The 20,684-nt window shown below is 65.5% G+C and carries 24 protein-coding genes; 8 read left to right on the forward strand and 16 right to left on the reverse strand.

Features of this window, described 5'->3' with window-relative positions:
• Positions 1-86 precede the first annotated feature (86 nt).
• The gene (locus CDE01S_RS06775; protein WP_066705256.1) at positions 87-1,361 is read left to right on the forward strand and encodes an NAD(P)/FAD-dependent oxidoreductase; all 1,275 of its coding nucleotides are present in this window, start codon (positions 87-89) and stop codon (positions 1,359-1,361) included.
• A 19-nt stretch (positions 1,362-1,380) separates the two neighbouring features.
• Positions 1,381-1,791 carry a hypothetical protein gene (locus CDE01S_RS06780; RefSeq protein WP_066705258.1) on the forward strand — a complete coding sequence of 137 codons (411 nt, stop codon included), beginning with the start codon at positions 1,381-1,383 and terminating at the stop codon, positions 1,789-1,791.
• Between the two features lie 7 nt (positions 1,792-1,798).
• Here CDE01S_RS06780 and CDE01S_RS06785 read toward each other — a convergent pair whose 3' ends face one another.
• From CDE01S_RS06785 to CDE01S_RS06800, 4 genes are all read right to left on the reverse strand, one after another.
• Complete coding sequence (locus tag CDE01S_RS06785; RefSeq protein WP_066705260.1) at positions 1,799-3,064, reverse strand: FIST signal transduction protein; 1,266 nt, start codon at positions 3,062-3,064, stop codon at positions 1,799-1,801.
• A 23-nt stretch (positions 3,065-3,087) separates the two neighbouring features.
• Positions 3,088-3,711, reverse strand: coding sequence for a PhaM family polyhydroxyalkanoate granule multifunctional regulatory protein (locus tag CDE01S_RS06790; RefSeq protein WP_066705262.1), 624 nt, complete (start codon positions 3,709-3,711; stop codon positions 3,088-3,090).
• 96 nt (positions 3,712-3,807) lie between these two features.
• Positions 3,808-4,788: a tripartite tricarboxylate transporter substrate binding protein gene (locus CDE01S_RS06795; RefSeq protein ID WP_066705264.1), complete on the reverse strand. Its 981-nt coding sequence runs from the start codon at positions 4,786-4,788 to the stop codon at positions 3,808-3,810.
• 48 nt (positions 4,789-4,836) lie between these two features.
• On the reverse strand, positions 4,837-5,718 hold the full coding sequence (locus CDE01S_RS06800) for a fumarylacetoacetate hydrolase family protein (RefSeq protein WP_245636124.1): 882 nt from the start codon (positions 5,716-5,718) through the stop codon (positions 4,837-4,839).
• Between the two features lie 180 nt (positions 5,719-5,898).
• Here CDE01S_RS06800 and CDE01S_RS06805 point away from each other — a divergent pair, with 180 nt between their 5' ends.
• A complete protein-coding gene (locus tag CDE01S_RS06805) occupies positions 5,899-6,567 on the forward strand; it encodes a FadR/GntR family transcriptional regulator (RefSeq protein WP_066705266.1) in 669 nt (222 codons plus the stop codon).
• An 81-nt stretch (positions 6,568-6,648) separates the two neighbouring features.
• Here the strand turns inward: CDE01S_RS06805 and CDE01S_RS06810 are convergent, their stop codons facing one another.
• From CDE01S_RS06810 to CDE01S_RS06855, 11 genes are all read right to left on the reverse strand, one after another.
• Positions 6,649-8,844, reverse strand: coding sequence for a TonB-dependent receptor (locus CDE01S_RS06810; protein ID WP_245636125.1), 2,196 nt, complete (start codon positions 8,842-8,844; stop codon positions 6,649-6,651).
• Positions 8,845-9,004: 160 nt separating this feature from the next.
• Positions 9,005-9,181 (reverse strand): hypothetical protein, encoded by a 177-nt coding sequence (locus CDE01S_RS18450; RefSeq protein ID WP_157077059.1) that lies wholly within the window; start codon positions 9,179-9,181, stop codon positions 9,005-9,007.
• 195 nt (positions 9,182-9,376) lie between these two features.
• Complete coding sequence (locus CDE01S_RS18125; protein WP_157077060.1) at positions 9,377-9,781, reverse strand: DUF2946 family protein; 405 nt, start codon at positions 9,779-9,781, stop codon at positions 9,377-9,379.
• Positions 9,782-9,812: 31 nt separating this feature from the next.
• The gene (locus CDE01S_RS06820; RefSeq protein WP_066705270.1) at positions 9,813-10,304 is read right to left on the reverse strand and encodes a copper chaperone PCu(A)C; all 492 of its coding nucleotides are present in this window, start codon (positions 10,302-10,304) and stop codon (positions 9,813-9,815) included.
• 51 nt (positions 10,305-10,355) lie between these two features.
• Positions 10,356-10,907, reverse strand: a complete 552-nt coding sequence (locus CDE01S_RS06825; protein WP_084382782.1) for a YcnI family protein — start codon at positions 10,905-10,907, stop codon at positions 10,356-10,358.
• 23 nt (positions 10,908-10,930) lie between these two features.
• Complete coding sequence (locus tag CDE01S_RS06830) at positions 10,931-13,201, reverse strand: TonB-dependent receptor (protein ID WP_157077062.1); 2,271 nt, start codon at positions 13,199-13,201, stop codon at positions 10,931-10,933.
• Positions 13,202-13,319: 118 nt separating this feature from the next.
• A complete protein-coding gene (locus CDE01S_RS06835; RefSeq protein WP_066705274.1) occupies positions 13,320-13,748 on the reverse strand; it encodes a DUF2946 family protein in 429 nt (142 codons plus the stop codon).
• 43 nt (positions 13,749-13,791) lie between these two features.
• On the reverse strand, positions 13,792-14,277 hold the full coding sequence (locus CDE01S_RS06840; protein WP_066705275.1) for a copper chaperone PCu(A)C: 486 nt from the start codon (positions 14,275-14,277) through the stop codon (positions 13,792-13,794).
• Positions 14,278-14,326: 49 nt separating this feature from the next.
• Positions 14,327-14,743, reverse strand: coding sequence for a DsrE family protein (locus CDE01S_RS06845; protein ID WP_066705278.1), 417 nt, complete (start codon positions 14,741-14,743; stop codon positions 14,327-14,329).
• A gap of 121 nt (positions 14,744-14,864) precedes the next feature.
• Positions 14,865-15,218: a hypothetical protein gene (locus tag CDE01S_RS06850; RefSeq protein ID WP_066705279.1), complete on the reverse strand. Its 354-nt coding sequence runs from the start codon at positions 15,216-15,218 to the stop codon at positions 14,865-14,867.
• A 242-nt stretch (positions 15,219-15,460) separates the two neighbouring features.
• Positions 15,461-16,255: an enoyl-CoA hydratase/isomerase family protein gene (locus CDE01S_RS06855; RefSeq protein WP_066705281.1), complete on the reverse strand. Its 795-nt coding sequence runs from the start codon at positions 16,253-16,255 to the stop codon at positions 15,461-15,463.
• Positions 16,256-16,401: 146 nt separating this feature from the next.
• Between CDE01S_RS06855 and CDE01S_RS06860 the strand changes: the two genes are divergently transcribed.
• Both CDE01S_RS06860 and CDE01S_RS06865 read left to right on the forward strand, forming a co-directional pair.
• Complete coding sequence (locus tag CDE01S_RS06860) at positions 16,402-16,782, forward strand: TraR/DksA family transcriptional regulator (protein WP_066705330.1); 381 nt, start codon at positions 16,402-16,404, stop codon at positions 16,780-16,782.
• Positions 16,783-16,827: 45 nt separating this feature from the next.
• Positions 16,828-17,268, forward strand: a complete 441-nt coding sequence (locus tag CDE01S_RS06865; protein WP_066705283.1) for a hypothetical protein — start codon at positions 16,828-16,830, stop codon at positions 17,266-17,268.
• A 62-nt stretch (positions 17,269-17,330) separates the two neighbouring features.
• On the opposite strand, the gene CDE01S_RS06870 is transcribed toward CDE01S_RS06865, so the two are convergent.
• Complete coding sequence (locus tag CDE01S_RS06870) at positions 17,331-18,341, reverse strand: fumarylacetoacetate hydrolase family protein (RefSeq protein ID WP_066705285.1); 1,011 nt, start codon at positions 18,339-18,341, stop codon at positions 17,331-17,333.
• 76 nt (positions 18,342-18,417) lie between these two features.
• Here CDE01S_RS06870 and CDE01S_RS06875 point away from each other — a divergent pair, with 76 nt between their 5' ends.
• The 3 genes from CDE01S_RS06875 (at position 18,418) to CDE01S_RS06885 (ending at position 20,677) form a co-directional block, all read left to right on the forward strand.
• Positions 18,418-19,194 (forward strand): IclR family transcriptional regulator, encoded by a 777-nt coding sequence (locus CDE01S_RS06875; RefSeq protein WP_066705286.1) that lies wholly within the window; start codon positions 18,418-18,420, stop codon positions 19,192-19,194.
• Positions 19,191-20,273, forward strand: coding sequence for a DUF3108 domain-containing protein (locus CDE01S_RS19155; RefSeq protein ID WP_281179350.1), 1,083 nt, complete (start codon positions 19,191-19,193; stop codon positions 20,271-20,273). The genes CDE01S_RS06875 and CDE01S_RS19155 overlap by 4 nt, the downstream gene beginning before the upstream one ends.
• Before the next feature lie 101 nt (positions 20,274-20,374).
• Entirely contained in the window at positions 20,375-20,677 is a 303-nt protein-coding gene (locus tag CDE01S_RS06885) for a BTH_I0359 family protein (protein ID WP_066705290.1), read from the forward strand.
• The last annotated feature ends 7 nt before the right edge of the window (positions 20,678-20,684 follow it).

Raw genomic sequence — 20,684 nt, forward strand, 5'->3', positions numbered from 1 at the left:
CGGGGGCATATAAACCAGCCTGAAGTCCTACAAGGTGAACGACCCGATGCAGGTTGTTCGTCATACACATTACAGGAGACAACTTCATGGCCCACATCGTGATTCTTGGTGCAGGCCTCGGCGGTATGCCGATGGCTTATGAAATGCGCGAACAAGCGCGCGCCGGTGACAAGGTCACCGTCATTTCCAACAACCCGAAATTCCATTTCGTGCCGTCCAACCCCTGGGTGGCGGTGAACTGGCGCACGCGCGACGACATCGAGCTGGACATCGCGCCCGCGCTGGCGAAAAAGAAGATCGACTTCATCGGTGTCGGCGCGAAGCGCGTGCACCCGGAGAAGAACCAGATCGAACTCGAGGACGGCCGCAGCATCGACTACGACTTCCTCATCATCGCCACCGGGCCGAAGCTGGCTTTCGACGAGGTGGAAGGCCTGGGGCCCAAAGGCCACACGCAGTCGATCTGCCATGTGGAGCATGCGGTGGAGGCGGAGCAGCGCTGGCAGGAGTTCGTCAAGGACCCTGGCCCGGTGGTGGTGGGGGCGGTGCAAGGCGCCTCCTGCTACGGCCCGGCCTACGAGTTCGCCATGATCATGGACACCGACCTGCGCCGCCGCAAGATCCGCGACCGGGTGCCGATGACCTTCGTCACCGCCGAGCCCTATGTGGGCCACCTCGGTCTGGGTGGCGTGGGCGACTCCAAGGGGCTGCTGGAATCGGTCATGCGCGAGCGCCACATCAAGTGGATCTGCAACGCCAAGACCACCAAGGTGGAAGCCGGCAAGATGTACGTGACCGAGCACAACGAGGACGGCACACCGAAGAAGGAGCACGTGCTGGACTTCAAATACTCGATGATGCTGCCGGCCTTCAAGGGCATTGATGCGGTGTTCGGCATCGAGGGCCTGACCAACCCGCGCGGTTTCATCCTGATCGACCCGCACCAGCGCAACCCGAAGTACCCCAACATCTATTCGGTCGGCGTGAGCGTGGCGATTCCGCCGGTGGAAGTGACCCCGGTGCCCACCGGCGCACCGAAGACCGGCTACATGATCGAGTCCATGGTCACGGCCACAGCGCACAACATCCGCGAGGTGCTCGACAACAAGGCGCCCACGCACAAGGCCACCTGGAACGCGCTGTGCCTGGCCGACTTCGGCGACACCGGCGCCTGCTTTGTGGCGCTGCCGCAGATTCCGCCGCGCAACGTGAACTGGTTCTCGCAAGGCAAGTGGGTGCACCTGGCCAAGATCGCCTTCGAGAAGTACTTCATCCGCAAGATGAAGAGCGGTACCTCCGAACCGTTGTTCGAGAAGCTGGTGATGAACGCCCTGGGCATCATGAAGCTCAAGGACAAATAAGCGCTTGAGCGCGCGGCCCATGGCCACTGAATACATCTTCTTCGACGCCGACCTGTGCGAGCGTTTCGTGCAGGCGGTTGCGGCCCGTGCGCTGAGCAGCCAGGTACGGGAAGATGCGATGGAGGGTTTCGTGGTCCAGCTTGGCGACGAAGCGACCGATGCCGTGCTGGAGGCGCTGGAAGCCGACTACGAAGCGCTGATGCACGAGCAGATGCTGCGCGCCGAAACACGGCCGGACTGGGTAAGCCACCAGGTGGCCGGGGTGCGCTTCACGCGTGCCGATGGCAGCAGCGCGGTAGTACGGCTACCGGCTGCGGTGGCCCGCCCGCTGCTGGAGCGCTTCACGGCCGAAGAGGCGCACGACCTGGTGAGCGCCATTGCCCACAGCCTGGAGAATCCGGTCGACGGGCCGCTGTGCCACAAGGGTTGAATGCGGCTTACGCCGTGAAAACCGTCAGCACGCCGGTGTAGCCGTACAGGTGGTGGCGCGCGATTTCGCCGGCCGCGAAGAAACCCACCAGCGGCACATCACCCAAAGCGCGACGCACGATCTGCAGTTCAGCACTCGGGCCACCGAAGTGCGGACCGCCACGACCGGAGCAACTCACATACACCGCGCCGGCAATGCGCCGTGCCGGATGCGGTGCGGCTTCCGCCTCGGATGCGCCCAGGGCGTGCGCGGTGCCGACCGTCATTTCCTCCGGCTCCAGCTCTTCGCGGATTTCGGCGCAGATGCGCGTGAGGTCGGCGCGTGCCGCCTGCACATTGCGTTGGCAGAACGCCAGCTCCATGCCGGGCTCAGCCAGGTCGGCCAGTGCCACGCCCTGGCGTGAGGGGTCGAGGCCGATGATGTGGCGCACCAGCACGTCGCTGCCGAAGTTGCCGGTGCGGCTGACGGCGTGGCCGTCTTGCGGCGCATCGGCCGGCCGCATGAGACCGGCCAGCGTGGCGCGCACGGCGTCCAGCGCCTGCTGTGGCCGGTCCAGCGACACGTTGAGGTCGCGCAGCAACACCTCCAGCGCCGGCTCGCCGTCGAGCTTGAAGACCACGTTGCGCTCGGCCTCGGTCACCACATGGCTCTTGGCCACCGGCAGGCAGCCCTGCGTGACGCGCGACACCAGCCGCACGCCCTCACCAAAGGCCACGCCGCTCAAGCCGCCATGGAAGACGCCGGTGGCCCGGCCCTGGCCGCGGATGAAACCGTCACCACCGAGGGCGAACTGCACGCTCTCGCTGCGGCTGGCCGCGAGACCACCAAACAGGTAACCCGAGTCGGTGCGCTCAGCCATCTCATTGATCAGTTCGGCCAGGTCGGGCGTTTCGCCGTCGGCATGCACCAGCGCCGTGTGCGCCTCAAAGCCCAGCCCCAGCGGCGCCACGCCGGAGAACACGCGGTACTGGTCGGTCGGCAGTTCGCACAGCATGACGGCCAACGCCGGCTCGTCGAAGTACTCCACGTTGTTGGCGGCAATGCCCACGCCCACCGTGCCGGCCCAGTCGGTGACTTCGGGCAGTTCGGCGCTCAGGTGCGCCAGGATGGCCTCGGCTTCTGCGGCGTAGTGGTCGGTGATGTAGAGCAGCGCCAGCGTCGGGTTGTGCGCGTAGTCGGGCAAGGCCATCTGCGCGCGCAGCTGTGCCAGCACCAAGCCGGCGGCCATCGTCCACTGTGGGTGGGTGGCGTGTGCGTGGGGGAATAGCTTCACGAAATCACTCCGGCAGGCACGGGTCAACGACGGCGCGGCGCACTTTTTGCCGCACTTTTCTTGGCGACTTTTGTGGCTCCAGCCCCTGTCTTGCCTGCGCCAGCCGTTTCTTTTTTGATAGCAGTCTGCGGCGCCGACGGCAGCTTGCTGGCGGCCTCTTTCATGGCGTGGCTGGCGATCTGCTGGAACTGCTGGGTGAGCGCGCCCCAGAACCGCATCGGGTCCGGCGTTGGTGCGGCAGTGGTCTTTGCACTGCTCCCTTTCGCGCCGGCCGCTGCGCGCGGCTTGCGGGGCGCGGCGGTTTTGACGGGGGTGGCAGGAGTAGGGGCTTGTGGTGCGGCCGCAGCGGGTTTGAAGGCCTGGGCCAGGTCGGGTGGGTTGAAGTTCATGCCCTTGAGCGTGGCCAGCGTCATCTTCTGCACCTCCAGCGCCTGGATGGTGGCCCGCAGGGCGGTGGCGTTCTGGTCGAGCCAGAACTGCACCGCCTTGAGCTCCTCGATGCGCTTGTCCAGCACCTTCGGGTCCAGCGTGGGCGCCACCCAGCTGTTCATGGCCGGCAAGGACGCCGCAGCCCCTTTGCCCAGGCTTTGCAGAAACTCGAAGCCCGGCACGAATTTGCCGAAACCGGTGGGGTCTGTTGTGCTCATGGCCGCTCCAGCAAGTTGTCGTCAGTGATGGACAACAGCTTACCCCATCACCGCGCGGTGTGCACTGAGCACACAGGCCGCGCGGCCTGCGTGCGCTCAGTCGAGACGGCCGATGCGCTGCACCAGCGCCGCCATGCTGCGCGCGTCGGCCTGCACGAAGCGCTCGAACTCGGGCGCATCCTGGTACTGGAAAGACGTCCCGGCAGCGGCCAGCGCCTGCTTGGCGCGCGCGTCTTCGGACGCGGCCTTGGCCGCTTGGCGCAGCTTGGCCACCACGGCTTCCGGCGTGCCTGCGGGCACGAACAGGCCGGCCCACTGCGAGTAGCTGATCGGCACACCCAGCTCCTTGAAGCTGGGCACCTCCGGCAGCGCGGCCAAGCGGCCTTCGCCCCAGTGCGCCAGCACACGCAGCTTGCCGGCACGCACGTGCTGCATCACGCTCGACGGGCCGGTGGCCAAGGCATCGACCTGGCCACCCAGCAGGGCCAGCACGGCAGGACCGGCGCCGGTGTAGGGCACGTGCAGCATGAAGCTGTTGGTGGCCACCTTGAGCTGCTCCATCGGCACGTGCATGGTGCCGTAGTTGCCGGAGGAGCCGAAGGTGATGGCGCCGGGCCTGGCCTTCACCGCCGCCATGAAGTCCTTGTAGGTCTTCCACGGGCTGTCGGCGCGCACCACCAGCGCGGTCGGGTCGGCGGTAAAACGCGCCACCGGCTTGAGCTGCTCCAGCGTGAACATGGGCGCACGCTTGAGCACCTTGTCGGCCTCCGGCAGCACCACGATGGACGACAGCGCCATCAACAGGCTGTAGCCGTCCGGCCGCGCCTTGGCCACCTGCGCCATGCCGATGCCGCCGCCGGCACCACCCTTGTTCTCCACGATCATGAATTGCTTAAGCGCGCGGCCCATGGCTTCGGCCACCGGACGGCCCACGGTGTCGGCCACGCCGCCGGGCGGGAACGGCACCAGCATGCTGACGGGCTTGTTCGGATAGTCTTCCTGCGCCAGTGCGGGCAGGCCCAGCAGGCCGGCCAGGCCGGCCCCGGCGAATTGCAGCAGTTCGCGGCGTTGTGTCATGGTTGTCTCCTCGGGTTGTTGTTCAGGGGCACCGGTCGCGCGCCGGCGTCAGATCTCTTCCACCGGGTTGTTGAGTTCACCCAGGCCGGAGATGGCCACGCGCACCACGTCGCCCTGGCGCAGGAACTTCGGCGGATTGAAGCCGACGCCCACGCCCACCGAGGTGCCGGTGGCGATGATGTCACCCGGCAGCAGCGTCATGGCGGCGGACATGGTTTCGATCAGGGTCGGCACGTCGAAGATCAGCTGCGAGATGTGCGCGTTCTGGCGCTGCTCGCCGTTGACCCAGGTCTGCATGCGCATGTCGGTCGGTGCTTCGTCACGGCTGGTCATCCAGGGGCCGAGCGGGCAGAAGCCGTCGAGCGACTTGCCGAGGAACCACTGCGCGTGGTTCTTCTGCAGGTCGCGGGCAGTCACGTCGTTCAGGGCCACAAAACCCCAGACGTGCTGCATGGCGTCGGCCTTGCTGACGTTGCGGCAGGTGCTGCCAATGACAACACCGATCTCGCCTTCGTAGTCCACCGACTGGGTGTGCTTGGGGTTGAAGCGGATTGCATCGGTCGGGCCGCTCAGGGTGGTGGTGGCCTTGGTGAAGATCTGCGGGAACTGCGGGATGGCCGAGGCTGCACCGCTGGTGGCGTTGAAGCCGCTCTTGTCGAACTCGACCGCATGCTCGTGGTAGTTCTTGCCGACAGCAAACGGGTTGCGCAGGAAGGCGGAGAGCGGGGCCAGGAACTTGACCTGTGCCATCGGCACACACTCGGTCACGGCGGCCTGCAACTGGGCGGCGCTCACGCCCTGCTCGATGACGGCCAGCACCGGGTTGGGGTGGCTGGCCAAGGCGCCGCCGACCAGGGCCACTTCCTGCTTGGCTTCATCCACCAGGGCCAGGTGGACCTGACCGGCTTTTTCCACACGTGCGATCTTCATGCGAACTCCTGCAAAGTAAATGCAAACCCAAATTGGTTGCAATTGGTTTATCTTGGTCAAAATTATAGACCGGGCATTTTGCCTCTGTCACGGTGGAAAACACGTAGGCCTTCGAATTAATTGGTTTGATTTGGTCTGGCAATTTGCTACCATCACGCATCTCCCACTGCCCACCTCGCCATGGACTCGACCGCCCTGTTACGGGAAACGATTGTTGAAAACCTGAAGACCGGCACCTGGCGTGCCGGCCATCGCATCCCGACCGAGCGCGCGCTGTGCGAGCAGTTCGGCATGGGACGTTCGGCGGTGCGCCGCGTGCTGGCGCAGCTCAAGGACGCGGGCCTGATTTCACAGACCGTGGGCAGCGGCACCTATGTGACCGAACAGGCCCCAGGGCTGCTGCCCGCGCTGGGCAACACGCCGCTGGCCAGCACCAGCCCGGCTGAGCTGATGGAAGCGCGCATGGCGCTGGAGCCGGCCATCGTGGAGATGGTGGTGCGCAATGCCACCTCCGCCGATTTCGCCCGCATGGACCAGTGCTGCGAACAGGCCGAACGGGCCAGCTCGCTCGACGAGTTCGAGCACTGGGACGGGCTGCTGCACGAGGTAATTGCCGAAGCCGCGCACAACAGCTTCATCAGCAATGTGTTCCGCTTGATGAACCAGGCACGCGCGCAGGGCGAGTGGGGCATGCTCAAGCGCAAGAGCGTCACGCCCGAACGGCGTGCCGCCTACCAGCAGGAGCACCGCGCGCTGGTGGCCGCACTGCGCGAACGCGACCTGGGCACGGCGCTGGCGCACACGCGTGAGCACCTGTTGCACGTGCGGCGCAACCTGCTGGGCCTGTAAGGGGTCAGGCCAGACGGGCCAGAGCGGGTGCGCGCCGGTCCGCCCTGCGCGGCACGGGGCAGCGCAGGGCGGATTCCACGGTCAGAACTTCGCGCTCAGACCAACATACAGCGAGCGCGCCGGCCCCGGAACGGGCGTTCCCCAGACGGCACCGCCCTGCCCCACATAGGCCCCACCCAGTGGCGGCGCATAAGCCCGGTTCAGCACGTTATCGATACCCAGATCCAGACGAGCCGACTTCCACTCGTAGCTGCTGCGCAGGTTCAGCAAGCCGTAGCCGCCGGTCTGCATCTCGTTGCGTACCTGCGAGACGTCCTTCTTGTCCGCCACCAGCTGGATCTCGGCCGTATTGGTCCAAGCACCGAAACGCTGCTCGAGGGCCAGCTTGGCGTTGAGCGGCATCTGGTTGTACAGGTTGTCGTCGGTATCGGTATTCTTGCCCCGCAGGTAGCTCAACAGCCCCTTGGCCATGAAACTGCCCCAGGCCCCGCCGGCAACCAGCTGGGTGTGCCCCGAGATGTCCACCCCGTAGATGCGCGCGCGCTGGTTGGCGAAACTGAGGTTGACGAAACCGTCGGTGCGCGTGGGACAGCTCTTGCCAACGACTGCACATGACACTGCATCGATGTAGTCCTGCACGTAGGTCAGGTAGGGCGTGACCTGGAAGGCCCAGTTGCGGCGATCGGCATCGTGCCAGTCGGCCGTCACGCTCAATGTGTTGGCCACCTCGGATTTGAGATTCAGGTTTCCGACATAGCCGTTGGCGTCGCCAGCCCAGTTGATCATGTTCATGGCCATGCTGTTGTTGGTCGACCAGGTGTAACGCTCGTAGAGGTTGGGGGAGCGCGTCTTGCGGGCCAGACCGGCGCTGAAGCTGCGCTCGTCATCCGGGCTGTACCGCACCAGTGCTGCGGCATCAAGGTTCTGGTCGGTGCGACGCCGGTCGCTCGCATTGAAGGCCCCGGGCACGGTGGCCGGATTGGTGGGGTCGCCATAACCCATCATGCCGCCGGCGTTGTTGTAGCCCTGCACCGTCCCGGTGTCCATGGTCACTGTTCCGCTGCGCAGCCCCAGTTGCGACTGCCATTTCGGACTCCAGCGCGCTTCCCATTCGGCAAACACTTCCAGCCGGTCGCGCTGGCCGCCGTTGATGTTCCAGAATTTATTCGGCCCCATCATGCCGGCGGTTGTGGTGATCGGATCCCACCAGTCATCGAGACGATAGCGCTGGTATTCGACACCCGCCCTGACCGTGTCCCGCGGCGAGAGGAGGATATCCGCCTTGACCAGGGCGCCGGTGTTCCAGCCTTCGGTGTCCATGGGCATGCCGAGCGACGTGGCCGATGACAGTTTGTTGTCCAGGAAGTTCATCTTGTGGCGCGTGTGCTCGTTGTAGACGCGCGTCTCCAGCGAGCCCCATTCGTACTGCCCCTTGTAGCGCAGGTTGACCTGCTCGCTCTTGTTGCCGGTCATGTCCATGCGCTGATTCGGGAAACCCTGGTAGGGGATGTTCTGCAGACCCAGCTTCAGCTCCAGCAGGTGGTTCTCCTGGCGCATGGCCAGGCCCAGCGACTGGTTCTGTGCGCTGTACTGCGATGCTCCCACCTCGCGGGCGGCCGGCACCTTGACCCGGGTGGTGGGTGTGCCGGTCTTGAAGTCTGCCGCGGTCTCGTAGTTGTCGGACTCGGCAGTGGACCCGCTGTACGACAGGCTGAAGCGTTCATTGGCTGCGGTCATCGACACATTGGCCCCTCGGCCGTTGCCGTTGCTGCGATAGAACGCACCGGTCGTGCCTTTGAGCAGCAGGCCTTCACCGGCGCGGGCGAACACCGGCGCCGCAGCGTTGGCGACGACGGTGCCGCCCAGGCTGTCGCCGCCTGCGCTGACCGGTGCCACACCTGTGTAGACCTGGATGCTGTCGACGGCCGTCGGATCGATGTACGACAGCGGTGGATTCATGTGGTTGGCACAGGCCGAGATCAGATCCATGCCATCGACCTTGATGCGCAAGCGGTCGTCCGCCAGGCCGTGGATGGACGGCAGGCTGGAGACACCTCCGGCGCCATACAGGCTCAAGCCCGGTACGCCATAAAGCAGTTGAGCCGTGTCGCTGGTGGCCGCCTGCCGCGGCACGATGGCTGCGGCGTCCAGCGCGATGGGGCCGGACTGTTCGGGCCTGGTCGCCTTGACCGTCACGTCAGGCAATGTGGCTGGAGCGTCCTCGGCAGCCAGTACGCTGCCGCTCAGCACGGCCAGGGACGGCAGGGCCAGAAGCATGGCCCGATGAAAAGTTCGTCGTTGGAAATTCATGATCAAAACCTTGGTCAGCGGCAGACCGGTGCACACCTGTGCAGGGAACGGCCGCCATTGAAGAAATCGCATGCCCACCGCAGCGGGCACAGGGTTGTGCGCGTCTTGTGTACGCGCCCTGCAGTGCTCAGCGCGTGCCTGTCAGCGGAATCAGGCGGAGATGGCTGCCGCCGGCAGAGAGGTCCGCATGGCTTCGGCTCACCAGCGTGGCAACGGCCCAGGCCAGGGATAACGCGGCCAGATGCAGCACGACAAAAACGGCCAACCGGCGCATCAGCCTGGTGGTGTGATGCGCTGGCCTCATACCATTCCCCCTGTCAACGGCCGTCCCAGCCACAGCATCAGCGCGCGCACGGCGCCGATGTTCAGATGCGCCAGCGCGCACCTCATCGAAAGTTCCAGTGGGTTCATTCATCCCACCCTCCTTGAGAAAAGAAAACGATGCAAGCCCTCCGCCCACCTCAGTCCGAGGCAGGCAAAGCTTCAGTGGTGCGTGAAGTCAGGCGCGCCGAGGCGGGCCGCGCGGCAGGGCGACGGTGGAGGGCCGGGAAACAAAGAAAAGTGCCTGCGCGTCCGGTCGGGCCAAACCAGATTCCGCATTGAAGAAGTGCATGGAAGCCGCGGGCGGCGGCCCCAGCCGTTCAGCGACGAGCAGGCAAAACGGGCAATGGTCAAGAGAAGGGGCGGATTCCTGCCCGTGTGAGGCATCCGCCGTTGACATGTCGGCCGAGGTTGGTGCCAATGGCACCCAGCGCGGCCCTTCGCTGGTGCACACCTCGACCATCGGCGCCCCGTCGCTGCGGGCCGCTGCCAAGGCGCGCGACACCGTGGGCGCGAACGCGCCCAGCAGCATGGCGGCAAGGGCGAGCCAGACCGCGGGACGACAAGCGCGCAGTTGATTCACGGTGCGGATGGACGCAACGGACAAGGAACGTTCAGTGCTTCATGCCGTGGCCATGCTCAGCCATGCCGGCGCCATGGCCACCGGGTGCGGTGGTGCTCACCGGCACCTGCAGATCAACCTTGCTCTCCACGCCCTTGCCGTCCTTGAACAGCAACGTCAGCGGCACGGTGCTGTCTTTCTTCAGCGTCGTCTTCAGGTCGAGCAGCATCACGTGGTAGCCGCCAGACTTCAGTTCCACCGTCTTGCCGGCCGGCAGGTCCAGCGCGGGCACGGCGCGCATTTTCATGACGTCGCCTTCCATTTTCATTTCGTGCACCTCGACCGCGCCGGCCACCGGCGAGGCGCCGCCGACCAGCTTGGCACCGTCTTTGGCGCTGAGCTTCATGAAGGCGCCGGTGGCCTTCTGGCCCTGCACGGTGCTGCGCACCCAGGCGTCCTTGACCTCCACGGTCTGGGCGTAGAGGGCGCTGCCCGTCAGGGCGAGGGTGGCGACGAGTGCTTGAAATTGGGTTTTGAATTTCATGGTTTTCTCCTAGGTAAAAAACTGCAGCAGTTGGAGGGGATCGATGGCGCCTCAGTGCGCGTGGGCGGCGTGAGACGCTGGGCCGGAAGGAATAACTTCCAGCAAGGCGGCCGGAGCCTTCAGCCCTTTCGTCGATGTGCCTTGCGCCGGCACCTCGACCCAGTCAAGGCGGCCCGGCTCGCAGCTTTGCAGCACCTTGAACCACAGCGGGCCGGCACTGGCGGGCAAAGTGCCGCGCAGCACGAACTCGTCGTACCAGGCATCGGGCAACCAATGCTCCTTCGCCGTGGCAGTCCAACTGATCTCGACCACGTCTTCGCTCACGGTCTTGCCGTGGCTGGTGTAGGGCTGCGGCAGTTGTTCGCTGCGGGTGCTCAGGGTCCAGCCTGCCTTGGGCATGGGCTTGGCACCCTGGAAGCCGGCCGGCAGCAGCACACGGATGGCGCTGGTGGGCGCGCCGGCACAGCCGTGGCCGACGCGCAGCACCGCCTTGTAGCTGCTGCCGGCCAGGGCGGCCTGGTCTTCCAGCACCACATGGGGAAAACCGGCTTGAGCTGCCGTCAGCAATGCGCCGAATGCTATGAATTTGGAAGCGGATTTCATAAGAGTCCTTTCTTGAATGTCAGTCAGAAGTCGTACTTGAGTTCGGCCACGTAGGTCCGTTTCGGGTAGGGGTGGAAGTTCCAGTACTCCTCGTTCGTCAGGTTGTCGATGCCGAAGGCGGCCACCGCCTTGCGGCTGATGCGGTAACGTGTGCGCAGGTCGACGATCAGGTAACGGCTGGCACCCATGTAGGCAAAGCCGTTGACGTCCGAGTTGTCCAGCTGTGAATACTGGTCGCCGCTGTAGCGGACACCCAGCGAGGCACTCAGTTGCTCGTCGAAGCGGTAGCTGGCCAGCGCCGTGGCGCGCCACACCGGCACACGCGGCTGGTATTTGCCGATGCTGGCGGGCAAGGCCGGGTTGCTGATGATGCGCGAGTCGGCGTAGGTGATGCTGCCGGAGAAGTCCAGCCCCTTCACGAGCACGTCGTTGCCCTGGTAGGCAACTTCCACACCCTTGGTGTTGATGGCGTCCACGTTCTGCACCCGCGAGGTGGTGGTGGAGCCGGGAATGAGCTGGGAATACAGCGAGTCCGTCACGTCCTCGTTGAACACCGTGAAGCGCAGCAAGCCATGGCCCAGGTCGCGCTCCAGGGACAGTTCCGTCGTCACCGATTGCTCGGGCCGCAGGTTGGGGTCGTTGACGAAAGACAGGTTGGCGTTGGAGGTGGCGCCATACAGCTCCTGCACCGTCGGCATGCGCACCGCCCGCCCCACCGAACCCTTGAGCACGGTGTGGCTTGACCACTGGTAAGCCAGCGCCGCCTTGGGTGAGACAAAGGTTTCGTTGCGGCTGTCGTAGTCCACCGGGGTCGAGCCGCTGAGGCGGGTGTAGCCACCGCTGGCGCGCCAGTTTTCCACTCGGGCGCCGAGCACGGTTTTCCAGCGCGGGGCAAAACGCCAGGTGTCCTGGCCGTACACACTCTGCAACTGCGTCTTGCCGCCGACATCGCTGTTGAGCGTGCCGGCGCCGTCGGTCAGCCAGTTGCCCGCGATGTTGGACTTGAGGATGCGCAGCTGGTAGCTCTCCTGCTGGAAACCGAAGTCCACGATGTGCGCGCCCGCCATGCCTTGCGGACGCCAGGTGCCCTTGGCCGCCAGGGTGTTCCAGCCAGTGCCGTTCTGGTCGGTGATGGTGCCGGCGCCGCCGCTCAGGCTGCTGGTGGTGGACAGGGTGGTCGCCCGCTGCTGGTCACGGCCATAGTCGTACAGGCTGGCGGCCAGCTCCCAGTCCCACTCGCCTTGGGTATGGCTCTTGACGGACAGGCCGTGCATCACATGCGCCAGGCTCTCGCGCGAGGCATTGAAGGCGCCGTTGATGTTGTAGTTCTGACCGTTGATCTTGACGTTGCCGTAGTAGACCGGGTTGCCGGCGGCATCACGCAGATAGCTTTGCGGATTGCCGTCCGAGGTGTTGGCCCAGTAACCCAGCGTGTAGCTGGCGCGCAGCGTCGGCGACAGGTCGTAGGCCAGCTTGATCTTGGCGTGGTCCTGCACCGTGTGGTACTGGGTGTTGGTGCCCAGGATGTAGTTGTTGACACCGTAGTTGTTGGGCGTCAGCACGGCCCCCGTGACCGGGGTGGTGCCCGCGCCGCCGGTGGCCGTCACCAGCTTGGTGGCGAACACCAGCGGCTGGCCGGCGCTGTCCGTGTGGTTGAGGTTCACCCACCACGACCAGTCGCCGTGCCGGCTGCCCAGCGAGGCACTGGCCTGGTTGCCGCTGTAGGTCTCGCTGGTGTTGTACAGGCTGAAGTTCTGCGTGAAGGCGCTGACCTTGGCGTGGCCTTCAAACCGGGTCGGCATGCGCGTCACGTAATCCACCACGGCGCCGACCGAGTTGCCCGGGTAGGCGGCCGAAAACGGGCCGTACATCACGTCGACGCGGTCGATTTCCTCCGGCGTCACCAGCCCCCAGCGCGGCGCGTAGGTCGCGCCGTTGCCGAGGTAGTTGGAGAGCAGGATGCCATCGGCATAAACCGCCGAACGCGCGCTGTTGCCGGTACCCGAGGCGCGGCTGGACAGCACGGCGTGGTTGTAGTCGCCGATGTAGCGCTTGCGCACCAGCAGGCTGGGGAAATACTTGATCGCATCTTCGCTGTCGGTCGCGTTGACGGTCTCCTCGATCTGCTCGCGCGTCACCCCTTCGATGGTGGTGGGGATCTGCGTCGGCAACGAGGTGGGCTGGCCGCTGTTGATGGTGACAACGCCCAGCGACTTGACGGGCATGTCGGAGGCCGCCGTGCCGTCTTGCGCCCGGGTTTGCGCCATGGCCGGCCACGCCAGTGGAAACGCCATGGCCAATGCCACGGCAAGATGGTTCTTGTGCAAAAGAGTCTCCCTGAATTGCAGGTCCGGCCACGGTCTTCGCAACTGGACGTCATGGGGTTGCCGCGCAGGCGCAGCAGATGGCAGTTCAGGCGTGGGACGGCGGGCCGCGCGGCAAGGCCGGCGAGAGAATCCGGGTGGGTAAGAAAAGTGCCTGCGCGTCCGGTGGGGCCAAACCAGATTCCGCATTGAAGAAGTGCATAGAAGCCGCGGGCGGCGGCCCCAGCCGATCAGCGACGAGCAGGCAAAAGGGGCAGTGGTCAAGCGTCAGCGCGGTGTCCCGCCCTTCAGGGACAACCGTGCTCTGGGAATTCGGGGCGGTCACCGCCGGGGTGGCGGTGACCTCGACTGTCGCGGCCAGCTGCCAGCGCGGTCCTTCGCTGGTACAGACTTCGATGGCCAGCGCCCGGCTGCCCGCAGCAGCCAGGGCACGCGACACCGTGGGTGCGAGCGCACCCAGCAGTGACACGGCCACGGTCAGCCACAGGATCAGCCGGTGAGCGCGCCAGCGGTGCATGTAGTCAGTCAGAAAAGGAGCCGGAGATCAGACCGTCAGAAGCTCAGTGCTTCATGGCGCCGTGGCCATGGCCACCGCCCTGGCTCACATCTTTCTGTGCCGCTGCATTCAGTGGCCGGGCCGGCACCTTGAGCTCCAGCGTCTGGCGTTTGCCGTCGCGGCCTTCGACCACCAGGGTCAGCGGCACCACGTCGCCGTCCTTCACCTGGCCCTTGAGGTCCAGCAGCATGACGTGGTAGCCGCCGGGTTTGAGCTCCACCGCCTTGCCGGCCGGCAGGTCCAGACTGGGCACGGCACGCATCTTCATGACCTGGTCGACCATGGCCATCTCGTGGATTTCCACCACGCCGGCCACCGGCGACTTGGCTTCGACCAGCTTGGCATCCTTGGCCGAGACAATTTGCATGAAGGCGCCGGTGGCCTGTTGCTGCGCCACGGTGGCGCGCACCCAGGCGTCCTTGACGCTGACCTGGGCCTGGGCCGTCGCGGCCATGACGAGTGCTGCAAGTGTGAGAGTGATACGTTTCATGATGATCTCCTGGGTTGAAAAACGAACAGTGGATGGGAATCTTGGGTGTCTACCAGCTCAGGGCGCGCGTGTTGCCGCGGAACAGCGCACCGCCCGACAGCTGGCTGTTGCTGAGCTGCAGGCCCGGCAACAGATCGGCTTCGGCCATGCCCTGGTACTGGAGGCAGGACCGGCAGACCAGCACGACGGCGCCTTTTTTCATCAGCGCCACCAGCATCTCTTGTTGCGCCGCGTACTGGCGGGCATGCGTCCTGGCGCCCAACAGCACGCCCTTGTCGCTCAGGAAAACGGTCAGGGGATGGCCGTTTTCATGCTGGTGCAGGCCAAAGGTCAACCCCATGCCGGCACGGGCCGGCTCGTCGGTGGTGAGGTTGATGAACAGCGGATCTGTCTCGCCCGCCAGAGCCGGAAGGGTTGCGCCCATGAGCAGAGCGCAGGCCAGCAGAAGACGCTGGATGAGTTTCATGCGGAAATCCCTCGCGTGTGCATTGCCATGCACGCGGCAGGAGACAGGCCTCCCACCTTGATCAAACAAATCAGCCGTCAGCCCTCGTCAGATGGGCGCCAGGCACTATGGTTTTGATAGCTCAGGAGAGCGAGGGAGGACCCCGGGCCGGCAAGGGCGCAGCCGTGCGGCCGGCGATGTGGGCCGCAGGGATGGGGCGCAGGGCATGCGCCAGAGCCTGGTGCGGTTGAACCTGCAGTTGCAATGCCGGCGGCGGTGCACTGCTGATCATGCACAGCGGGCAGTCCAGTGTGTGGCCGGACGGAGCCGGGGCATCGTCATCGCCGAACACCAGCTTGACGGCACCCCCAGCGGAACAGACCAGCTCCATGGCCTGCGGCTTGACGATCGGCGAAGCGATCGCCGCACCCAGCGCGAGCGCGAACCACACCAGCACGAAGCGGGCAAGGAAGTGGGCGCGGCGCAGGGTCTGCATGGCCGGGATTATGACAGCCCTACGAATTCAACGCGCTCGACAGGCACACTGCACATAAAGCGGCCCAACCCAGGAACGCCGTGGAACCGGCTCCGCCGGTCCACTGGCGTTGTCTCCTGCCAGGGGCTGAGGGCTGCGGCTCCAAGCCTGCCTGCGCAGGCTTGGACAGACCGAAGAGCCACAGCCTCTGGCGCGGGCCTGTCGGGCAAAGCGACACGACCTTTGCGCAGCCTGGGGGTGTTTCAGAACCGCGGTGCACGCTTGTCACGCAGCGAGGCCAGACCCTCGCGCACATCGGGGCCGCCAAAGCCCATGAATTCCAGCGCGAGCGAGGTGTCGAAGGATGGGCCGGCTTGCCGCAGCCAGTTGTTGAGCGCGTACTTGGTCCAGCGGATCGCGCTCTGGCTGCCGTTGGCCAGCCGGTCGGCCACCTCATAGGCCTTGGGCAGCAGCTCCGCCTCGTCCACCGCCAGCGACACCAGACCGATACGCTCGGCCTCTTCGCCGCTGACCGGCTCGCACAGCATCAGGTAGTACTTGGCCTTGGCCATGCCGCACAGCAGCGGCCAGATGATGGCCGCATGGTCGCCGGCAGCCACGCCCAGGCGGGTATGGCCGTCAACGATCTTGGCGCCCTTGCTGGCAATCGAGATGTCGGCCAGCAGGCCCGCCACCAGGCCGGCGCCGACCGCCGGGCCGTGCATGGCGCTGACGATCGGCTTGTCGCAGTTGATGACGTTGTAGACCAGATCACGCGCCTCCTTCCAGACGCGGCTGCGCACGGCGAAGTCCTGCGCCATGTCCTGCACCAGGCCCAGGTCGCCGCCGCCGGAAAAACCCTGCCCCTCGCCGCGCAGCACGGCGCAGCGCACCGTGTCGTCGGCGCTGACGTCACGCCAGATCTCGGTCAGTTCGCGGTGGCCGTGGTGGTCGGCGGTCGGCAGCTTGCCATTGAGTGCCTTCATCTGGATGTCGAGCACGGCGCCGTTGTCACCGCGGCGTGTGATGTGAAGGGTCTGGTAGCGGCTGTAATCCATGAGGCGGTCTCCTGTGTTCTGTTTCGTTGCAAAATGCCCGAGCCTGATTCTGCCGGCATTTGGCACCCCCGCATCAGTCTTGACTTGCGTCAAAGACGGTGATGCCGGAGGCGCGCATGATGGAAACATTCGATACGGAGATTTCCATGGACAAACAACTGACAGCCCCTTTCCAGAAACAGCTGCAGGAACAGCGCGCCAGCCTGCTGGCCCAGATCGCCACCCTGCGGGGCGGCAATGTGGGGCGCGCTGAAGCCTCGGCCGAGCATTTCAGTGCCCAGACGGAAGACTCTCGCGCCCAGGCCGCCACCGCGCGTGACCTGGAACTGGCCCTCGACGCACGCGAAAGCGCCGAGCTGGACGCCATCGATGCCGCGCTCAAGCGCATTGAAGACGGCGTCTACGGCATCTGCATCGACTGTGATGCCGACATTCCGGCCCCCCGCCTGCATGCCGCCCCGGAGACCCTGCGCTGCATCGCCTGCCAGGGCAAGTTCGAACAACTCGGCAAGACGGCGAACGCCTGAAGCATCCCATTGACCCATTACTTATTGATTGATCAGGAGATACCCATGTCCACATTCCACGCCATCGTCTGGCTCGACCGTTCCGAAGCCCACGTCGTCATGTTCGACCGTGAGCATGTCGAGTCCGAGCGCATCAAGTCGCGCAGCCAGCACAAGGCCACCGGCGGCCATGTCGGCTCGCACCAGGGCATGCACGGCCGCGGCGACAGCGCCAGCGGCCACCATTCGGCGCAAGGCGGCCACAACAGCAGCGACGAAACCTACTACCACTCGATCGCCGAAGCACTCAAGGGTGTGCACGAGATTCTGGTGACCGGCCCGGCCCAGGCCAAGGACGAGTTCAAGGCGCACTGCGCGCGTCACGACAAGGCCATCGACAAGGCCATTGTTGACGTGATCAGCAGCGACCACCCGAGCGATGCCCAACTGGTGGCCATGGCCAAGAAGTACTTCCTCAAACACGACAAGATGCAGGGCCAGGCCTGATTGTTGTCGGCACTACGAAAAAGGGGCGGCCCAGGGCCGCCCCTTTTCATTGGGCTGATGCCTTACTTCGCCAGCGGCGCGATCTTCTGCTCGATGGCGCCGAAGACGGACTGGCCGTCGCGCCCCTTCATCTCGATGCGGATGGTGTCGCCGAACTTCATGTAGTCGGTACTGGGCTTGCCGTCCTGGATGGTCTCGATGGCGCGCTTCTCGGCGATGCAACTGTAGCCACGGGTCCATTCCTTCTTGCCCTTGACCTCGGTGGCGCGGTTGCTGACCGTGCCGGAACCGACGATGCTGCCGGCACGCACATTGCGTGTCTTACAGATGTGAGCAATGAGCTGGCCGAAGTGGAAGGTCATCTCCTCGCCGGCATCGCACATGCCAACGGTGCGGCCGTTCCAGGCGCTCTGGAGGGTCAGGCCCAGGCGGCCCTTGTCCCAGGCCTCCCCCAATTCATCCAGCGTGACAGCCACCGGGCTGAAGGCCGTGGCTGGCTTGCTCTGGAAGAAGCCGAAGCCCTTGGCCAGCTCGTCGGGAATCAGGTGGCGCAAGCTGACGTCGTTGGCCAGCATCACCAGGCGAATGCCGTCGAGCGCCTGCTCAGGCGTGCTGCCCATCGGCACGTCGCCGGTGACCACCGCGATCTCGGCCTCGAAGTCGATGCCGTGCGCTTCACTGACGCACACCACATCGTCGCGCGGGCCGAGGAAGTCGTCGCTGCCGCCTTGGTACATCAGCGGCTCGGTGTAGTAGTTGGCCGGCACTTCCGAGTTGCGCGCCAGGCGCACCAGCTCCACATGGTTGATGTAGGCCGAGCCGTCGGCCCACTGGTAGGCACGCGACAGCGGCGCCATGCACATGTGCGGATCAAAAGGAAAGGCATGGCGCGCCTTGCCCTGATTGAGCGCATCGTACAAGTCCTGCAGCTGCGGCGACAGGAAGTTCCAGTCGTCCAGCACCTGCTGCAGATGGTTGGCGATGCCGGTCGCATAATGCGCGGTGCTCAGGTCGCGCGAAACGACCACCAGTTGTCCATCACGTGAGCCGTCTTTGTAGGTGGCAAGCTTCATGGGGCAAAAATCTCTGATTCCGTATTGCTAAACTCGTTGAACCCATCGAAACGACGTTCGTTCCGCTGATTACACCATGGAGAAGACACGCGCAGGCATCCAGTCGGTCGAGGTCGGGTTCGCCCTGCTCGACGCGCTGGCGCGCGCCCCCGGCCCGCTGATGCTGCGCGATCTGGCCGCCGCCGCCGGCATGAGCGCGGCCAAGGCGCACCGCTACCTGGTGAGCTTCCAGCGCCTGGGACTGGTCAGCCAGGACGGCAGCACGCGTTACGACCTCGGGCCGGCGGCACTCAAGCTCGGCCTGGCCGCCATCACGCGGCTGGATGCCATCAAGCTGGCGCGCGAACGCATGCCGGCGTTGATGGAGCGCATCGGCCACACGCTGGCGCTCGCCGTCTGGGGCAACTTCGGCCCGACCATCGTGCACTGGGAAGAGTCACCGCAGTCCGTCACCGTCAACCTGCGCCTGGGTGACGTCATGCCGCTGCTGTCGTCTGCCACCGGCCGCTGTTTTGCGTCCTACGTGTCGCGCGAGGCGATTGCCCCCTTGCTGCGCGAGGAGCTGGCACGCGCCCGCCAGCTCGGCCGCACCGACCTGCCGTGCAACCAGACCGATCTGAATCTCATGCTGCGCCAGGTGCGCGAGCACGGCCTGGCGCGTGCGGTGGACTCGCTGCTGCCCGGTGTGGCCGGCTTTTGCGCCCCGGTCTTCGACTTCGACGGCCATCTGGTGCTTGGCATGGTGGCCATGGGCTCGGTCGCCAGTTTCGACACGGCCTGGGACGGCTCCGTGGCCACCCCGCTGCTGACGGCGGCACGACAGCTGTCGGCCGAACTGGGGCACCGGACTTGAGCCACCCGACCCGGCCCTCCCGCGACGTCTCGTCTGCCACCCCCTGGCGGCCCCTGGCGCTGCTCAGCGCCGCCATGCTGGCCGCTCACCTGCTGCTGCTGGGCGGCATGAACTTTGATGGCCTGCCAGCCGCGCAGCCCCTCAACCGCCCACTGATCACACGCACCGTGGTTGCAACGCCCGTAGCCGCCGTGCCCCCATCGCAGGCCACCCCACCGCGCCCCAAGCCGGTGGCCACCCGCACCCAACCCCGGACGGCCCCCCCGGCCCCGGCCCCGGCCCCGGCTCCCGCCCCCGACCAAGACTCCAATCCGACCTCCGACGCCGTCACATCAACGCCAACAGCTATCAATTCAGTAGCAGAAGAGCCGCCTGCAAACGCCACCGAAACGCCGACAGCCCCACCCGCCGCGCCAGCCGCCGAAGCGCCCGCGCCCGTCGTGACCGTCCCCGGCTCGCTGCGCATCCAGTACCAGCTTTACGGCGAAGTCCGCACGCTGCCCTACACCGCCAACGCCGAACTGCTGTGGGCCCATGACGGCGAAAGCTACAACGCGCAACTGGAGATCAGCGCCCTGTTCCTGGGCTCGCGCCGGCAGACCAGTCGCGGGCAGCTGACGCCACAAGGCCTGAAACCGAAACGCTTCGGCGACAAGGTGCGCAGCGAGGTCGCGGCGCATTTCGAGTACGACAAGGGCAAGGTCATCTTCAGTGCCAACACGCCCGAGGCCGCGCTGCAGCCCGGTGCGCAGGACCAGCTCAGCATCTTCGTGCAGCTCGCCAGCCTGATTGCCGCCGAGCCGCAGCGCTACCCGCGTGGCACGGCCCTCGAAATGCAGGCCGTGGGCCCGCGCGAATCCGACAGCTGGCGCTTTGTCGTCAACGGGGAAGAACGGCTCAGGCTGCCGGGCGGCGAGCAGGACACGCTCAAGCTCACACGCGCCCCCCGTCAACCCCACGAACTGACGGTCGAACTCTGGCTGGCGCCGGCACTGGGCTACCTGCCGGTGCGCATCAAGTTGACCCAGGACAACGGCGACTTCATCGACCAGCAATGGCGCAGCAGCGCCACACCTTGAGCAGGCCGGACCGCCCACAATGGTGGTACGCTGTGCATGCCCTTGAAATTACCGGAAGCGGCATCCATCTGGAATTCAGGACGTTGGGAGAACCGTACACCATGCACACGCTTTATGACTCGGACACTTTCTCGGTCACGCACCTCGCGGCCATCGAGCCCGATGAAGTACTGACCTCGCTGGGCGATACCGATACCGCCGCCGAGCGGCCGGTTTTGCTGCGCCACGGTTTTGAAATCGTGGACAAGCGCTCCGGCAAGGAGCTCTACCTTGACGGTTCCTGGGCCGAGTTGTTCCAGCAACGCATTGCCGCCTGGCAGGTCAACGCCCCGACGGAAGAAGAAGTGGAAGACACGCTGGCGCAGTACGCCGAACTGGCACAGACGCCGCTGACCGTCCACTGAACGTCCA

Origin of the sequence: Curvibacter delicatus NBRC 14919, assembly GCF_001592265.1 — a bacterium.
Taxonomy (GTDB): Bacteria; Pseudomonadota; Gammaproteobacteria; order Burkholderiales; family Burkholderiaceae_C; genus Hylemonella; species Hylemonella delicata.

Coding starts and splice junctions, on each gene's coding strand:
- CDE01S_RS06775 (WP_066705256.1), top strand. CDS start 87: ATGGCCCACATCGTGATTCTTGGTGCAGGCCTCGGCGGTATGCCGATG.
- CDE01S_RS06780 (WP_066705258.1), top strand. CDS start 1,381: ATGGCCACTGAATACATCTTCTTCGACGCCGACCTGTGCGAGCGTTTC.
- CDE01S_RS06790 (WP_066705262.1), bottom strand. CDS start 3,711: ATGAGCACAACAGACCCCACCGGTTTCGGCAAATTCGTGCCGGGCTTC.
- CDE01S_RS06795 (WP_066705264.1), bottom strand. CDS start 4,788: ATGACACAACGCCGCGAACTGCTGCAATTCGCCGGGGCCGGCCTGGCC.
- CDE01S_RS06800 (WP_245636124.1), bottom strand. CDS start 5,718: ATGAAGATCGCACGTGTGGAAAAAGCCGGTCAGGTCCACCTGGCCCTG.
- CDE01S_RS06805 (WP_066705266.1), top strand. CDS start 5,899: ATGGACTCGACCGCCCTGTTACGGGAAACGATTGTTGAAAACCTGAAG.
- CDE01S_RS06810 (WP_245636125.1), bottom strand. CDS start 8,844: ATGCTTCTGGCCCTGCCGTCCCTGGCCGTGCTGAGCGGCAGCGTACTG.
- CDE01S_RS18450 (WP_157077059.1), bottom strand. CDS start 9,181: ATGAGGCCAGCGCATCACACCACCAGGCTGATGCGCCGGTTGGCCGTT.
- CDE01S_RS06820 (WP_066705270.1), bottom strand. CDS start 10,304: ATGAAATTCAAAACCCAATTTCAAGCACTCGTCGCCACCCTCGCCCTG.
- CDE01S_RS06825 (WP_084382782.1), bottom strand. CDS start 10,907: ATGAAATCCGCTTCCAAATTCATAGCATTCGGCGCATTGCTGACGGCA.
- CDE01S_RS06830 (WP_157077062.1), bottom strand. CDS start 13,201: ATGGCGTTTCCACTGGCGTGGCCGGCCATGGCGCAAACCCGGGCGCAA.
- CDE01S_RS06835 (WP_066705274.1), bottom strand. CDS start 13,748: ATGCACCGCTGGCGCGCTCACCGGCTGATCCTGTGGCTGACCGTGGCC.
- CDE01S_RS06840 (WP_066705275.1), bottom strand. CDS start 14,277: ATGAAACGTATCACTCTCACACTTGCAGCACTCGTCATGGCCGCGACG.
- CDE01S_RS06845 (WP_066705278.1), bottom strand. CDS start 14,743: ATGAAACTCATCCAGCGTCTTCTGCTGGCCTGCGCTCTGCTCATGGGC.
- CDE01S_RS06850 (WP_066705279.1), bottom strand. CDS start 15,218: ATGCAGACCCTGCGCCGCGCCCACTTCCTTGCCCGCTTCGTGCTGGTG.
- CDE01S_RS06855 (WP_066705281.1), bottom strand. CDS start 16,255: ATGGATTACAGCCGCTACCAGACCCTTCACATCACACGCCGCGGTGAC.
- CDE01S_RS06860 (WP_066705330.1), top strand. CDS start 16,402: ATGGACAAACAACTGACAGCCCCTTTCCAGAAACAGCTGCAGGAACAG.
- CDE01S_RS06865 (WP_066705283.1), top strand. CDS start 16,828: ATGTCCACATTCCACGCCATCGTCTGGCTCGACCGTTCCGAAGCCCAC.
- CDE01S_RS06870 (WP_066705285.1), bottom strand. CDS start 18,341: ATGAAGCTTGCCACCTACAAAGACGGCTCACGTGATGGACAACTGGTG.
- CDE01S_RS06875 (WP_066705286.1), top strand. CDS start 18,418: ATGGAGAAGACACGCGCAGGCATCCAGTCGGTCGAGGTCGGGTTCGCC.
- CDE01S_RS06885 (WP_066705290.1), top strand. CDS start 20,375: ATGCACACGCTTTATGACTCGGACACTTTCTCGGTCACGCACCTCGCG.